12 protein-coding genes and 4 tRNA genes are annotated in these 15,452 nt (G+C 54.9%); all 16 read left to right on the top strand.

Annotation, left to right across the window (positions count from 1 at the left end):
* Positions 1 to 250 precede the first annotated feature (250 nt).
* The 16 genes from birA to rpsG all read left to right on the top strand — a co-directional run bounded on the left by birA (position 251) and on the right by rpsG (position 15,451).
* Positions 251 to 1,207 (top strand): bifunctional biotin--[acetyl-CoA-carboxylase] ligase/biotin operon repressor BirA, encoded by a 957-nt coding sequence (birA, locus tag QWI20_RS16070; RefSeq protein WP_369306287.1) that lies wholly within the window; start codon positions 251 to 253, stop codon positions 1,205 to 1,207.
* Positions 1,208 to 1,269: 62 nt separating this feature from the next.
* Positions 1,270 to 1,707, top strand: coding sequence for a hypothetical protein (locus QWI20_RS16065; RefSeq protein WP_369306286.1), 438 nt, complete (start codon positions 1,270 to 1,272; stop codon positions 1,705 to 1,707).
* Positions 1,708 to 1,849: 142 nt separating this feature from the next.
* A tRNA-Tyr gene (locus QWI20_RS16060) sits at positions 1,850 to 1,934 on the top strand.
* A 27-nt stretch (positions 1,935 to 1,961) separates the two neighbouring features.
* Positions 1,962 to 2,035, top strand: a tRNA-Gly gene (locus QWI20_RS16055).
* Between the two features lie 26 nt (positions 2,036 to 2,061).
* Positions 2,062 to 2,137, top strand: a tRNA-Thr gene (locus QWI20_RS16050).
* A 175-nt stretch (positions 2,138 to 2,312) separates the two neighbouring features.
* Positions 2,313 to 2,388: transfer RNA gene (locus QWI20_RS16045), tRNA-Trp, on the top strand.
* A 44-nt stretch (positions 2,389 to 2,432) separates the two neighbouring features.
* Positions 2,433 to 2,801, top strand: coding sequence for a preprotein translocase subunit SecE (secE, locus tag QWI20_RS16040; protein ID WP_037017694.1), 369 nt, complete (start codon positions 2,433 to 2,435; stop codon positions 2,799 to 2,801).
* Positions 2,802 to 2,810: 9 nt separating this feature from the next.
* Complete coding sequence (nusG, locus tag QWI20_RS16035) at positions 2,811 to 3,344, top strand: transcription termination/antitermination protein NusG (RefSeq protein WP_003317113.1); 534 nt, start codon at positions 2,811 to 2,813, stop codon at positions 3,342 to 3,344.
* 119 nt (positions 3,345 to 3,463) lie between these two features.
* A complete protein-coding gene (gene rplK / locus QWI20_RS16030; RefSeq protein ID WP_037017696.1) occupies positions 3,464 to 3,895 on the top strand; it encodes a 50S ribosomal protein L11 in 432 nt (143 codons plus the stop codon).
* Positions 3,895 to 4,590 carry a 50S ribosomal protein L1 gene (gene rplA / locus QWI20_RS16025; RefSeq protein WP_122536823.1) on the top strand — a complete coding sequence of 232 codons (696 nt, stop codon included), beginning with the start codon at positions 3,895 to 3,897 and terminating at the stop codon, positions 4,588 to 4,590. Before rplK ends, rplA begins: the two co-directional genes overlap by 1 nt.
* Before the next feature lie 197 nt (positions 4,591 to 4,787).
* Positions 4,788 to 5,288 (top strand): 50S ribosomal protein L10, encoded by a 501-nt coding sequence (rplJ, locus tag QWI20_RS16020; protein ID WP_192174974.1) that lies wholly within the window; start codon positions 4,788 to 4,790, stop codon positions 5,286 to 5,288.
* Positions 5,289 to 5,366: 78 nt separating this feature from the next.
* Positions 5,367 to 5,732, top strand: a complete 366-nt coding sequence (gene rplL, locus QWI20_RS16015) for a 50S ribosomal protein L7/L12 (protein WP_019409897.1) — start codon at positions 5,367 to 5,369, stop codon at positions 5,730 to 5,732.
* A 221-nt stretch (positions 5,733 to 5,953) separates the two neighbouring features.
* Positions 5,954 to 10,027, top strand: a complete 4,074-nt coding sequence (rpoB, locus tag QWI20_RS16010) for a DNA-directed RNA polymerase subunit beta (RefSeq protein ID WP_133775995.1) — start codon at positions 5,954 to 5,956, stop codon at positions 10,025 to 10,027.
* Positions 10,028 to 10,090: 63 nt separating this feature from the next.
* Positions 10,091 to 14,290 carry a DNA-directed RNA polymerase subunit beta' gene (rpoC, locus tag QWI20_RS16005; protein ID WP_108121483.1) on the top strand — a complete coding sequence of 1,400 codons (4,200 nt, stop codon included), beginning with the start codon at positions 10,091 to 10,093 and terminating at the stop codon, positions 14,288 to 14,290.
* 202 nt (positions 14,291 to 14,492) lie between these two features.
* Complete coding sequence (rpsL, locus tag QWI20_RS16000; RefSeq protein WP_002555494.1) at positions 14,493 to 14,864, top strand: 30S ribosomal protein S12; 372 nt, start codon at positions 14,493 to 14,495, stop codon at positions 14,862 to 14,864.
* Between the two features lie 116 nt (positions 14,865 to 14,980).
* Positions 14,981 to 15,451: a 30S ribosomal protein S7 gene (rpsG, locus tag QWI20_RS15995; RefSeq protein ID WP_002555493.1), complete on the top strand. Its 471-nt coding sequence runs from the start codon at positions 14,981 to 14,983 to the stop codon at positions 15,449 to 15,451.
* Position 15,452 lies beyond the last annotated feature (1 nt).

Here is a 15,452-nt window from a genome sequence, read left to right as displayed (position 1 = left end):
CGCCGATGGTAGTGTGGGGTTTCCCCATGTGAGAGTAGGTCATCGTCAAGATTAAATTCCAGAACCCCATTTGCGAAAGCAGATGGGGTTTTGTTTTTGCGCGCGGAAAAGTTATTTGCCCAACCTACAACTCTCCACAGTAAAACCCACCCATCCGCATTATTTGACTTCGGTTTGTGCCTGCACGGTACGCTTGCGTAGGTCGGCTGGATGGCTATCATGCGCGTCTTACTACCAGGCGCTGAAACCCATGCATACGTTGCTAAAGCTACTTGGAGACGGGGCGTTTCACTCCGGCGAGGATCTGGGGCTCGCGCTGGGCGTCAGCCGAAGTGCTGTCTGGAAGAAGCTGCAGCAGGCCCAGGCTGACCTTGGCATCGAAATTTACAAGGTGCGCGGCCGAGGTTACCGTTTGGCTTCCCCGCTTTCGTTGTTGGACGGTGAGGTGCTGATCAGTGAGCACGAAAGATTGGGTTGGACATGTAGCATTCACGAAAGTATCGACTCCACGAATGCCGAAGCCATGAGGATGGCAAGTTCAGGCGCAGCCCTTCCTGCCTTGATTCTTGCAGAGCAGCAGACAGCAGGACGCGGCAGGCGTGGGCGTCAATGGGTAAGTCCTTTTGGTGAAAACCTCTATTACAGCCTCGCGTTGCGTATGGATGGCGGTACCCGTCGGCTCGACGGTCTTAGCCTTGTCGTAGGGCTTGCAGTTGTAGATACGCTGCGAGAGCTCGGTATCCATAGAGCGGGGCTCAAATGGCCTAACGACATCCTGGTTGGCCGCAAAAAACTCGCTGGAGTGCTGCTCGAGGTGACTGGCGATCTCGCTAATGTTTGCCACGTGGTTATCGGTATTGGGATCAATATCAATATGCGTGATTCCGTTGACGTCAACCAGGCTTGGACGTCGGTGGCCCTTGAGCTGGGAAATGTTCAGGACAGAAACACGGTCGCTTGCGCGCTAAGTCGGAATCTCAGTGGCTATCTTGCTGGCCATCAAGAAAAAGGATTCGCAGCGTATAGAAAGGCGTGGGAGGACAAGCATCTATGGCAAGGCCTCGCGGTCGCTCTCACCGCAGGTGTGAACACCACTCAGGGCGTTGTGAAGGGCATCGGTGACGATGGTGCGTTACGCCTGGAGGTGGATGGGCGTGAAGAGCATTTCAGCGGGGGGGAGGTGAGTCTCAGGCTGCAGGGTAGTTAGGGTAGAAATCACAGTTAGTAAGATCGGAATGCATTCAGGTGCGTATCGTTAATGAGGTGGGTATGCCATGGACGTTTTTGTTGTTACTCATGTTGAACGGTCTGTATTTCTTCTGGCATCAGCAGGATGCGCCGCTGCGTCCTAAAGAGGTAGAGCCGCTGCTGACTCATCGGGCGTATGGCCAAGATATTCGTTTGCTGGGCGAGTCGGGAATCGGTGGTGGTACTGCGCGTACCTCTACAGGGAAAGAGAACTGCCTCTACCTGGGGGGAACTGCCAAGCAGGCTGAAGCCGCACTTCTCGAGCAGCGTCTTGTTGCCTTAGATATCGATACTCACCTTGAAAAGCGCCCGGATCAGGAAGGCGGCGTGTACTGGCTGAAAATTGCGCCTGCTAGCCGGCGTCTGGTCAGCGAGACTTTGATTGCCGAGCTCCGCAGTGATTTTCCCATGCTAAAAAATGAAATAATGTCATGCGAAGGCATTGCAACCGTAGATTAGTTTGAATAGAATGGCGCCCGCTTCGCAGTGCAGATCGATTGATAGGTACTGATGTAGCAATGGTCAATGCTTGTAACCTCAAGTTTTTATTGAGAAAAAGATTGACAGAAGGGTGGCATGATATAGAATGCTGCCTCGCTTAGGAGGGGTTCCCGAGCGGCCAAAGGGATCAGACTGTAAATCTGACGTCTACGACTTCGAAGGTTCGAATCCTTCCCCCTCCACCATATTTTGAGCGTAAGCAGCAAAGCTCAGCGGGTATAGTTTAGTGGTAGAACCTCAGCCTTCCAAGCTGATGATGCGGGTTCGATTCCCGCTACCCGCTCCAAGTTTTCTGGTTGTGCAGTATGTTTTGCTCTTGTAGCTCAGTTGGTAGAGCACACCCTTGGTAAGGGTGAGGTCAGCGGTTCAAATCCGCTCAAGAGCTCCATTGCTAAGGCAGATATGTGAGTATCTGCCTTTGTTTTAGGCGCTACGAATACCAAGGTTTTCAAGGTCTTGGTGAGGTGGCGCCGCAGTGAGTCGACGTGCACAATCGCAGTTGTCGAGTTGCTGTTGAAATCTTCCTGTCAGGTCCGCATAATGTTCGGCCTGATTTTGCTTTTAGGTCAGTAGCTCAATTGGCAGAGCGACGGTCTCCAAAACCGTAGGTTGGGGGTTCGATTCCCTCCTGACCTGCCAGATTCTCCAAAGTATCTGGCTTTCTTTTCACAGGATTTTAGTAGATGAATCCAAAGGCTGAAGCCCAAGACTCCCGTTTTGATCTCGTGAAGTGGCTTGTAGTAGTGCTTCTGGTAGTCGTGGGTGTCGTTGGAAATCAATACTACTCCGCGCAGCCAATCCTGTATCGCGTTCTTGCCCTGCTTGTGATCGCCGCCGTGGCAGCCTATGTGGCTCTGCAGACGGGGAAGGGTAAGGCTTTCTTTGTTTTGGCCAAAGAAGCTCGCGCTGAGATTCGTAAAGTCGTGTGGCCTACGCGTCAAGAGACTACCCAGACCACTTTGATCGTGGTTGCAGTTGTTCTCGTCATGGCGCTGCTGTTGTGGGGTTTAGATTCCCTGCTCGGCTGGCTTGTTTCCTTGATTGTCGGCTAAGGGTGTCCCGTGGCTAAGCGTTGGTACGTAGTGCATGCCTACTCGGGTTACGAGAAGCATGTCATGCGCTCACTGGTTGAGCGTGTAAAGCTTGCAGGCATGGAAGATGGCTTCGGCGAGATTCTGGTCCCTACTGAAGAAGTAGTGGAAATGCGTAACGGCCAGAAGCGCAAAAGTGAACGCAAATTCTTCCCTGGCTATGTGCTTGTCCAGATGGACATGAACGAGGGTACTTGGCACTTGGTCAAGGATACTCCTCGTGTCATGGGTTTCATCGGTGGCACGGCAGACAAGCCGGCCCCTATTACCGATAAAGAAGCTGAGGCAATTCTGCGTCGCGTTGCTGATGGTAGCGACAAGCCGAAGCCAAAAACTCTATTCGAGCCGGGCGAAGTAGTCCGTGTTACAGATGGTCCGTTTGCTGATTTCAACGGTACCGTCGAAGAAGTCAATTACGAGAAGAGCAGGATCCAAGTGGCCGTGCTCATTTTCGGACGCTCCACTCCGGTGGAGCTGGAGTTCAGTCAGGTCGAAAAGGCGTAGCTGAGCTCAGAATCCCATACCCCGCAGCCCTGGGCTGTGGGGTTTTTTCGTCACCGGGATAAACGCGCAAGTAACCGGGGAGCCTTTCGAGGCGCTAGAACCCGTAATTGGAGTGCCTCATGGCCAAGAAGATTACCGCTTACATCAAGCTTCAAGTGAAAGCCGCTCAGGCTAACCCGAGCCCGCCTGTTGGTCCTGCGCTGGGTCAGCACGGCGTGAACATCATGGAATTCTGCAAAGCGTTCAACGCCCGTACTCAGGGTATTGAGCCAGGTTTGCCGACTCCTGTGATCATCACTGTTTACAGTGACCGCAGCTTCACCTTTGAAACCAAAAGCACCCCGGCTTCGGTACTGCTGAAAAAAGCAGCTGGCTTGACCAGCGGCTCGGCTCGTCCGAACACCGTAAAAGTTGGCACAGTAACCCGTGCTCAGCTGGAAGAAATCGCCAAGGCAAAAAATGCCGACTTGACCGCTGCTGATATGGACGCCGCCGTGCGCACCATCGCTGGTTCTGCTCGTAGCATGGGCCTTAACGTGGAGGGTGTGTAATGGCTAAGCTGACCAAGCGCCAAAAGGCTATCGCTTCCAAAGTCGAAGCTGGCAAATCTTATAACTTCAACGAAGCCGCTGCTCTGCTGGCTGAGTTGTCGACAGTGAAGTTCAGCGAGTCTGTAGACGTTGCTGTGAACCTCGGTGTTGATCCTCGTAAATCCGATCAGGTCGTACGTAGCGCTACCGTGCTGCCTCACGGCACTGGCAAGACCGTTCGTGTCGCAGTATTTACTCAGGGCCCAGCTGCTGAAGCTGCTCTGGCTGCCGGCGCTGATCGTGTTGGCATGGACGATCTGGCTGCTGAAATGAAAGGCGGCGACCTGAACTATGACGTCGTAATTGCTTCCCCGGACGCAATGCGTGTTGTTGGTCAGCTAGGTCAGATCCTCGGCCCGCGCGGCCTGATGCCTAACCCTAAAGTCGGTACCGTTACTCCAGACGTAGCCACTGCCGTGAAAAACGCCAAGGCTGGTCAGGTTCGTTATCGCACCGACAAAAACGGCATTATCCACACCTCCGTTGGCAAAGTCGGCTTTGATGCAGACAAGCTGCGTGAGAACGTTGAAGCTCTGATCGCTGATCTGAAGCGTATCAAGCCAGCTTCCTCGAAAGGTATCTACGTTAAGCGCGTAACACTGAGCACCACTATGGGCCCAGGCTTGGTCATCGACCAAGGTTCGTTGGACGCGTAAGACTGGCATGGCGCGGGTAACCGCGTCATTGCGAAAATTGGGGTCCCTGCCTGGCGGGGGCTATCCAAGACCGTAGGCGGCGCAAGCCTTAAACCACAAGCCTACGCAGATGGTGCTCCCGGTTCCTTACCGAATCAGACACCAAAACGACATCCGGCTCAGGTCAGATGAAACGGTAACAAGCAGGAGTTAAACCCGTGGCAATTAAACTCGAAGACAAGAAGGCCATCGTCGCTGAAGTCAACGAGGCTGCCAAAGTCGCTCTGTCTGCTGTTGTGGCTGATGCCCGCGGTGTGACGGTAGGCGCGATGACCGGACTCCGTAAAGAGGCTCGTGAAGCTGGCGTTTACGTACGTGTCGTACGTAACACCCTGCTCAAGCGCGCCGTTGCTGATACTGAATACAGTGTCCTCAACGATGTGTTCACTGGCCCGACCTTGATCGCCTTCTCCAACGAACATCCAGGTGCTGCTGCCCGTTTGTTCAAAGAGTTTGCAAAAGGTCAGGATAAGTTCGAGATCAAGGCAGCTGCGTTTGAGGGCAAGTACCTCGCAGCTAATCAGATCGACGTACTGGCAACACTGCCGACTCGCAACGAAGCGATTTCGCAGCTGATGAGCGTGATTCAAGGCGCTACCAGCAAGCTCGCTCGTACTCTGGCGGCTATTCGCGAACAGAAAGAAGCCGCTGCAGCCTAAGGGCCGGCACTTCTTCTCGCGTATTTTTGTTTATTTCGATGGTCGCGTAGGCCGTCCCCCAATTCAGGAATTAGAGTCATGTCTATCTCTCAAGACGATATCCTCAACGCCGTAGCTGAAATGTCCGTTCTGCAGGTTGTAGAGCTGATCAAAGCATTCGAAGAAAAATTCGGTGTTAGCGCTGCTGCTGCTTCCGCTGGCCCAGCTGCTGCTGCCGCCGTTGTTGAAGAGCAAACTGAATTCAACGTCATGCTGCTTGAAGCTGGCGAGAAGAAAGTTAACGTCATCAAGGCAGTTCGTGAGCTGACCGGTCTGGGCCTGAAAGAAGCCAAGGCAGTCGTTGACGGCGCTCCAGCAATGGTCCTGGAAGCAGTAGCTAAAGACGCTGCTGATAAAGCCAAGGCTACTCTGGAAGAAGCAGGCGCTAAAGTCGAGCTGAAGTAAGCATCGACTTTGCGTTTCCAGCCCAAGCGTTAAGCGAAAGGCTGATGGCTGGTGGCTTCTGCCACCGGCCTTTTTCCGTTGTTGGCAGCTGATTCGGTTAGCGCTGATTACGTGATCTACCCACCCCGAACGGTGGCGCGAACCATGGGGTTCGCAAGATTTTTCTGGCTGCTCCCGTCGGGAGGAGCCAAACAAGCAGGTGACCAAGCTGGGGAACGCTGATGGCTTACTCATATACTGAGAAAAAACGTATCCGCAAGGACTTTAGCAAGTTGCCGGACGTCATGGATGTGCCTTACCTCCTGGCCATCCAGCTGGATTCGTATCGTGAATTCTTGCAAGCGGGAGCGACTAAAGATCAGTTCCGCGACGTGGGCCTGCATGCGGCCTTCAAATCTGTTTTCCCGATCATCAGCTACTCCGGCAATGCTGCTCTGGAGTATGTGGGTTATCGTCTGGGCGAACCGGCTTTTGATGTCAAGGAATGCGTGCTCCGCGGTGTGACATACGCCGTACCTTTGCGGGTAAAAGTACGTCTGATCATTTTCGACAAAGAATCGTCGAATAAAGCGATCAAGGATATCAAAGAGCAAGAAGTCTACATGGGTGAAATCCCACTCATGACTGAAAACGGTACCTTCGTTATCAACGGTACCGAGCGTGTGATCGTTTCCCAGCTGCACCGTTCTCCGGGCGTGTTCTTTGACCATGACCGCGGCAAGACGCACAGTTCGGGCAAGCTGTTGTATTCGGCTCGCATTATTCCTTACCGTGGTTCGTGGCTGGACTTCGAATTCGATCCGAAAGACTGTGTCTTCGTTCGTATCGACCGTCGCCGCAAACTCCCTGCATCGGTTCTGCTCCGTGCATTGGGTTACACCACTGAAGAAGTGCTGGATGCTTTCTACACCACCAACGTATTCCACGTTCAGGGCGAGAACCTGAATCTGGAGTTGGTGCCTCAGCGCCTGCGTGGCGAAATTGCCGTTCTGGATATTCTGGACGACAAGGGCAAGGTGATTGTTGAGCAAGGCCGTCGTATTACGGCCCGTCACATCAACCAGCTCGAAAAAGCAAACATCAAGACCCTTGAGGTTCCGCTCGACTACGTTATTGGCCGCACCAGCGCCAAGGCGATCGTGCATCCGGCGACGGGTGAGATCATTGCCGAGTGCAATACCGAGCTGAACACCGAGATCCTGGCAAAAATTGCCAAGGCTCAGGTTGTTCGCATCGAAACGCTGTACACGAACGACATCGACTGCGGTCCTTTCATCTCCGACACCCTGAAGATCGACTCGACCGGCAATCAGCTTGAAGCCCTGGTCGAGATTTATCGGATGATGCGTCCTGGCGAGCCACCTACCAAGGATGCCGCCGAGACCTTGTTCAACAACCTGTTCTTCAGCCCAGAGCGCTACGATCTGTCGGCTGTAGGTCGGATGAAGTTCAACCGTCGTATCGGTCGTACCGAGATCGAAGGTTCGGGCGTCCTGCACAAAGACGACATCGTTGCAGTGCTGAAGACCCTGGTCGACATCCGTAATGGTAAAGGCATCGTCGATGACATCGATCACCTCGGTAACCGTCGCGTTCGTTGCGTAGGCGAGATGGCCGAGAACCAGTTCCGTGTAGGTCTGGTACGTGTTGAGCGTGCGGTTAAAGAGCGTCTGTCGATGGCAGAAAGCGAAGGCCTGATGCCTCAGGACTTGATCAACGCCAAGCCTGTTGCGGCGGCGGTGAAAGAGTTCTTCGGTTCCAGCCAGCTTTCCCAGTTTATGGACCAGAACAACCCGCTGTCCGAGATCACTCACAAGCGTCGTGTCTCTGCACTCGGCCCTGGTGGTCTGACGCGCGAGCGTGCCGGCTTTGAAGTTCGTGACGTACACCCGACTCACTACGGTCGTGTATGCCCGATTGAAACGCCGGAAGGTCCGAACATTGGTCTGATCAACTCCTTGGCGGCATACGCGCGCACCAACCAGTACGGCTTCCTCGAGAGTCCGTACCGTGTGGTTAAGGACGCTCTGGTAACTGACGAAATCGTTTTCCTCTCAGCTATTGAGGAAGCGGATCACGTCATTGCCCAGGCTTCTGCGGCAATGAACGATAAGAAGATCCTGATCGACGAGCTGGTTGCCGTTCGTCACTTGAACGAGTTCACAGTCAAGGCGCCGGAAGACGTCACCTTGATGGATGTTTCGCCGAAGCAGGTTGTTTCGGTTGCAGCATCGCTGATCCCGTTCCTTGAGCACGACGACGCCAACCGTGCGTTGATGGGTTCGAACATGCAGCGTCAGGCTGTCCCAACACTGCGCGCTGACAAGCCGCTGGTTGGTACTGGCATGGAGCGTAACGTTGCGCGTGACTCGGGCGTTTGCGTCGTGGCCCGTCGTGGCGGCGTGATTGACTCGGTTGACGCCAGCCGTATCGTGGTTCGTGTCGCAGATGACGAAGTTGAGACAGGCGAAGCCGGTGTCGACATCTACAACCTGACCAAATACACGCGTTCGAACCAGAACACCTGCATCAACCAGCGTCCGCTAGTGAGCAAGGGTGATCGCGTTCAGCGCAGCGACATCATGGCCGACGGCCCGTCCACCGATATGGGTGAACTGGCGTTGGGTCAGAACATGCGCATCGCGTTCATGGCGTGGAACGGCTTCAACTTCGAAGACTCCATCTGCTTGTCCGAGCGTGTTGTTCAGGAAGACCGCTTCACCACGATCCACATTCAGGAACTGACCTGTGTGGCGCGTGATACAAAGCTTGGGCCTGAAGAGATCACTGCTGACATCCCTAACGTGGGTGAAGCAGCACTTAACAAGCTGGACGAAGCCGGTATCGTTTATGTGGGTGCGGAAGTCGGCGCTGGCGACATTCTGGTAGGTAAAGTCACTCCGAAAGGCGAGACTCAGCTGACGCCGGAAGAGAAGCTGCTGCGCGCAATCTTCGGTGAAAAAGCCAGCGACGTTAAAGACACCTCCCTGCGCGTACCTACCGGTACCAAAGGCACCGTCATTGATGTCCAGGTCTTCACCCGTGATGGCGTTGAGCGTGATGCTCGTGCGCTGTCCATCGAGAAGAGCCAACTCGACGAGATCCGCAAGGATCTGAACGAAGAGTTTCGCATTGTTGAAGGTGCAACGTTCGAGCGCCTGCGTTCCGCTTTGGTAGGTCGTACCGCTGAAGGTGGTGCCGGCCTGAAGAAAGGCCAGGAAATCACCAACGAGGTTCTGGACGGTCTGGAGCATGGTCAGTGGTTCAAGCTGCGCATGGTCGAAGATGCGTTGAACGAGCAGCTCGAGAAAGCTCAGGCGTACATCGTTGATCGTCGCCGTCTGCTTGACGACAAGTTCGAAGACAAGAAGCGTAAGCTGCAGCAGGGCGATGACCTTGCTCCAGGCGTGCTGAAGATCGTCAAGGTCTACCTTGCCATTCGCCGCCGCATCCAGCCGGGCGACAAGATGGCCGGTCGTCACGGTAACAAAGGTGTGGTCTCCGTGATCATGCCTGTTGAAGACATGCCGCACGATGCCAACGGCACGCCGGTGGATATCGTCCTCAACCCGTTGGGTGTACCTTCGCGTATGAACGTCGGTCAGATCCTCGAAACTCACCTGGGCCTCGCGGCTAAAGGATTGGGCGAGAAGATCAACCGCATGCTCGAAGAGCAGCGTAAGGTCGTTGAGCTGCGCAAGTTCCTGAACGAGATCTACAACGAGATTGGCGGCCGTCAGGAAAGTCTTGATGACCTGTCTGATCAGGAAATTCTGGATCTGGCGAAGAACCTGCGTGGCGGCGTTCCTATGGCTACCCCGGTATTCGACGGCGCCAAGGAATCCGAGATCAAGGCAATGCTCCGCTTGGCGGACATGCCGGACAGTGGCCAGATGCAGCTGTTTGACGGCCGTACCGGTAACAAGTTTGAGCGTCCGGTCACCGTTGGCTACATGTACATGCTGAAGCTGAACCACTTGGTGGACGACAAGATGCACGCGCGTTCCACTGGTTCGTACAGCCTGGTTACCCAGCAGCCGCTGGGTGGTAAGGCTCAGTTCGGTGGTCAGCGTTTCGGGGAGATGGAAGTCTGGGCGCTGGAAGCGTATGGCGCGGCGTACACTCTGCAAGAAATGCTCACAGTGAAGTCGGACGACGTGAACGGCCGTACCAAGATGTACAAGAACATCGTGGACGGCGATCACCGTATGGAGCCGGGCATGCCCGAGTCCTTCAACGTGTTGATCAAAGAAATCCGTTCGCTCGGTATCGATATCGATCTGGAAACCGAATAACACGTGACGCGAATCGAGGGTGGGTCGGTATGACCGCCCTCTGCTCCGCCAGGAGGAAAGGCCTTGAAAGACCTACTGAATTTGCTGAAAAACCAGGGTCAAGTCGAAGAGTTCGACGCCATCCGTATTGGATTGGCATCGCCTGAGATGATCCGTTCGTGGTCGTTCGGTGAAGTTAAAAAGCCGGAAACCATCAACTACCGTACGTTCAAACCTGAGCGTGACGGCCTGTTCTGCGCCAAGATTTTTGGCCCGGTCAAGGATTACGAGTGCCTGTGCGGTAAGTACAAGCGCTTGAAGCATCGTGGCGTTATCTGCGAAAAATGCGGCGTTGAAGTCGCACTGGCCAAAGTCCGTCGTGAGCGCATGGCTCACATCGAACTGGCATCGCCGGTAGCTCACATCTGGTTCCTGAAATCGCTGCCGTCCCGTATCGGCTTGCTGATGGACATGACTTTGCGTGATATCGAACGCGTTCTCTATTTCGAGAGCTATGTCGTTATCGACCCAGGCATGACTACCCTCGAAAAAGGCCAGTTGCTGAACGACGAGCAATACTTCGAAGCCCTAGAAGAGTTCGGTGATGACTTCGACGCCCGTATGGGTGCCGAGGCTGTCCGTGAGCTGCTGCACGCCATTGATCTGGAACACGAGATTGGCCGTCTGCGCGAAGAGATTCCGCAAACCAACTCCGAGACCAAAATCAAGAAGCTGTCCAAGCGCCTGAAGTTGATGGAAGCCTTCCAAGGTTCCGGCAACCTTCCAGAATGGATGGTGTTGACCGTTCTGCCGGTTCTGCCGCCAGACCTGCGTCCACTGGTTCCACTGGACGGTGGTCGTTTCGCGACTTCCGACCTCAACGATCTGTATCGTCGGGTGATCAACCGTAACAACCGTTTGAAGCGTCTGCTGGATCTGTCTGCTCCTGACATCATCGTGCGCAACGAAAAGCGCATGCTTCAGGAAGCTGTGGATGCGCTGCTTGATAACGGTCGTCGCGGTCGCGCCATCACAGGTTCGAACAAGCGCCCTCTGAAATCCCTGGCTGACATGATCAAGGGTAAGCAGGGTCGTTTCCGTCAGAACTTGCTCGGTAAGCGTGTTGACTACTCTGGCCGTTCGGTAATTACCGTAGGTCCGACCCTGCGTCTGCACCAGTGCGGTCTGCCGAAGAAGATGGCACTTGAGCTGTTCAAGCCGTTCATTTTCGGCAAGCTCGAAATGCGTGGTCTTGCGACCACCATCAAAGCTGCCAAGAAAATGGTTGAGCGCGAGCTGCCAGAAGTCTGGGACGTTCTCGCCGAAGTCATTCGCGAACACCCAGTGCTTCTGAACCGTGCGCCGACGCTTCACCGTCTGGGCATCCAGGCGTTTGAGCCGGTTCTCATCGAAGGTAAGGCGATCCAGCTGCACCCGCTGGTCTGTGCGGCATACAACGCCGACTTCGACGGCGACCAGATGGCCGTTCACGTGCCGCTGACGCTGGAAGCCCAGCTCGAAGCCCGTGCGCTGATGATGTCGACCAACAACATTCTGTCGCCGGCTAACGGTGAACCAATCATCGTTCCTTCGCAGGACGTTGTATTGGGTCTGTACTACATGACCCGTGAAGCGATCAACGCCAAAGGCGAAGGTCGTGTATTCGCGGATCTGCAGGAAGTTGACCGTGTGTTCCGTGCCGGCGAAGCCGCACTGCATGCGAAAGTAAAAGTGCGCATCAACGAAACGGTCAATGATCGTGATGGTGGCAGCGTCAAGAACACTCGTATCGTCGACACAACCGTTGGCCGTGCGTTGCTGTTCCAGGTGGTCCCGGCCGGCCTGTCATATGACGTCGTCAACCAGCCGATGAAGAAAAAGGCGATCTCCAAGCTGATCAACCAGTGCTATCGCGTGGTTGGCCTGAAAGAGACCGTTATCTTCGCTGACCAGTTGATGTACACCGGTTTTGCCTACTCGACGATCTCGGGTGTTTCCATCGGCGTTAACGACTTCGTTATCCCTGATGAAAAAGCTCGCATCATCGACGCCGCAACGGATGAAGTGAAAGAGATCGAAAGTCAGTACGCCTCAGGCCTCGTTACCCAGGGCGAGAAGTACAACAAGGTGATCGACCTCTGGTCCAAGGCCAACGATGAAGTCTCGAAAGCTATGATGTCGAACCTCTCGAAAGAGAAGGTTGTCGACCGTCACGGTGAGACCGTTGACCAGGAATCCTTCAACTCGATGTACATGATGGCTGACTCTGGTGCGCGGGGTTCCGCTGCACAGATTCGTCAGCTGGCAGGTATGCGTGGTCTGATGGCCAAGCCGGACGGCTCGATCATCGAGACGCCGATCACTGCGAACTTCCGTGAAGGTCTGAGCGTACTTCAGTACTTCATCTCGACGCACGGTGCTCGTAAGGGTCTTGCGGATACCGCGTTGAAAACCGCGAACTCCGGTTACCTGACTCGTCGTCTTGTAGACGTGGCGCAAGATCTGGTCGTTACCGAGGTTGACTGCGGTACTGAACACGGTCTGGTAATGACTCCGCACATCGAAGGCGGTGATGTCGTAGAACCGTTGGGCGAACGCGTATTGGGTCGAGTGATCGCCCGTGACGTATTCAAGCCTGGCACTGAAGATGTCATCGTTCCAGGCGGCACGCTGGTTGACGAGAAGTGGGTTGAATTCATCGAGCTGAACAGCATCGACGAAGTCATCGTACGTTCCCCGATCAGCTGCGAAACCCGTTTCGGTATCTGCGCCAAGTGTTATGGCCGGGATCTGGCACGCGGTCACCAAGTGAACATCGGTGAAGCGGTTGGCGTTATCGCTGCTCAGTCGATCGGTGAGCCGGGTACCCAGCTGACCATGCGTACATTCCACATCGGTGGTGCGGCAAGCCGTACTTCTGCTGCGGACAGTGTCCAGGTCAAGAACGGCGGTATCGTTCGGCTGCACAACTTGAAGCACGTTGAGCGTCTTGATGGTCACTTGGTCGCGGTGTCGCGTTCGGGTGAGCTGGCAATCGCCGACGAGTTCGGTCGTGAGCGCGAGCGCTACAAGCTGCCGTATGGCGCTGTGATTCTGGTGAAGGAAGGTGACAAGGTCGACGCTGGGTCCATCGTGGCCAAGTGGGATCCACACACTCACCCAATCGTCACCGAGATGAAAGGTACCGTGACCTATGTGGGCATGGAGGAAGGTATTACGATCAAGCGCCAGACCGACGAATTGACCGGTTTGACGAACATCGAAGTACTGGATGCCAAAGATCGTCCTGCAGCAGGTAAAGACATTCGTCCTGCGGTCAAGATGGTTGGTGTTGATGGCAAGGATCTGCTGCTGCCGGGTACCGACGTACCGGCTCAGTACTTCCTGCCGGCGAACGCCCTTGTCGGTGTTGCGGATGGTGTGCAAGTGGGTGTGGGTGACGTTATCGCCCGTATCCCCCAAGAGACCTCCAAGACTCGTGACATCACCGGTGGTCTGCCGCGCGTTGCCGACTTGTTCGAAGCGCGTCGTCCGAAAGAAGCGTCGATCCTGGCTGAAGTCAGCGGCACGATCGCGTTCGGTAAAGAGACCAAAGGCAAGCGCCGTCTGGTTATCACGCCAAACGATGGTACCGATCCGTACGAAGAGCTGATTCCGAAGTGGCGTCACCTCAACGTCTTCGAAGGTGAGCAGGTCAGCCGTGGTGAGGTTATCTCCGACGGTCCTAGCGATCCGCACGATATCCTGCGCCTGCTGGGTGTCAGCGCTCTGGCGAAATACATCGTCAACGAGATTCAGGACGTCTACCGCCTGCAAGGCGTGAAGATCAATGACAAGCATATCGAGACGATTCTTCGTCAGATGCTGCGTAAAGTCGAGATCGCTGAGTCGGGCGACTCCAGCTTCATCAAGGGCGACCAGATGGAGTTGACGCACGTACTGGTTGAAAACGAGCGCCTGGCAGCTGACGAGAAATTTGTTTCCAAATTTACTCGTGTATTGCTCGGTATCACCAAGGCCTCGCTGTCCACCGAATCGTTCATCTCGGCGGCCTCCTTCCAGGAGACCACTCGCGTGTTGACCGAAGCGGCAGTGACCGGCAAGCGTGATTATCTGCGCGGCCTGAAAGAAAACGTGGTTGTGGGTCGTCTGATCCCTGCAGGTACCGGTCTGGCATATCACAGCGAGCGCAAGCGTCGTCGTGAAGCTGACAAGCCGATGCGTGTAAGTGCGAGCGAAGTTGAAGCTGCGCTGACCGAAGCGTTGAACTCAAGCAGTAATTGAGAGTAGGGCCCCGATTTTCATGGTCATTGGTCTTACCCGGTTTCGACGGGTTGCCAGTGGCTGTTGACATCGGGGCTTTGCCTTGACTGGGGGCAGGATCCTCTTTAGACTCCTGTACCCCTAAATCTGGCGGGACGTATGTCCTGCCATTTTGCTTTTCTTGTAAGACAATAGCGTCGCAAGACAACAGTGGAGCTAGTAGATGGCAACTATCAACCAGCTGGTACGTCAGCCGCGTAAGCGTATCGTCGAGAAATCCGACGTGCCTGCGCTGCAGAACTGCCCGCAGCGTCGTGGTGTGTGCACTCGCGTGTACACAACTACGCCGAAAAAACCTAACTCGGCATTGCGTAAAGTCTGCCGTGTGCGTCTGACCAACGGTTTCGAGGTTTCCTCGTACATCGGTGGTGAAGGCCACAACCTGCAAGAGCACAGCGTCGTACTGATTCGCGGCGGCCGTGTAAAAGACTTGCCAGGTGTTCGTTACCACACCGTTCGCGGTTCGTTGGATACCTCCGGTGTCAAAGGTCGTAACCAGGGTCGTTCGAAGTACGGTACCAAGAAGCCTAAGTAGTAGCGGCTTTTTGTAAAAATTGAATCATCTTATTTTCTGAGTCGATAAGAGTAAGGTCGGAGGCGCCAGTAGGTGCTGATTCCGAGCGAACCTGAAGACCGTTTGAGGGCTTATCCATGCCAAGAAGACGCGTAGCAGCCAAGCGCGAAGTGCTTGACGATCCAAAATACGGCAGCCAGATTCTGGCCAAGTTCATGAACCACGTTATGGAAAGCGGCAAGAAAGCCGTTGCCGAGCGTATCGTTTATGGCGCGCTGGAGAAGGTTAAAGAACGCAAGAACTCCGATCCCCTGGAAATCTTCGAGAAAGCTCTCGACGCCATCGCTCCGCTGGTCGAAGTGAAGTCGCGCCGCGTAGGCGGTGCTACTTACCAGGTTCCGGTCGAAGTTCGTCCGTCCCGTCGTAATGCTCTGGCAATGCGTTGGCTGGTAGACTTCGCGCGCAAGCGCGGTGAGAAGTCTATGGCTCTGCGTTTGGCTGGCGAACTGTTGGACGCCGCCGAAGGTAAAGGTGCTGCGGTCAAGAAGCGTGAAGACGTGCACCGTATGGCTGAGGCCAACAAAGCTTTCTCGCACTACCGCTTCTAAT

Source organism: Pseudomonas sp. W2-17 (genome assembly GCF_041060445.1).
Lineage (GTDB): Bacteria > Pseudomonadota > Gammaproteobacteria > Pseudomonadales > Pseudomonadaceae > Aquipseudomonas.
Note: the sequence above shows the minus strand (reverse complement) of the source record. Positions and strands in the feature narration are given on the sequence as shown.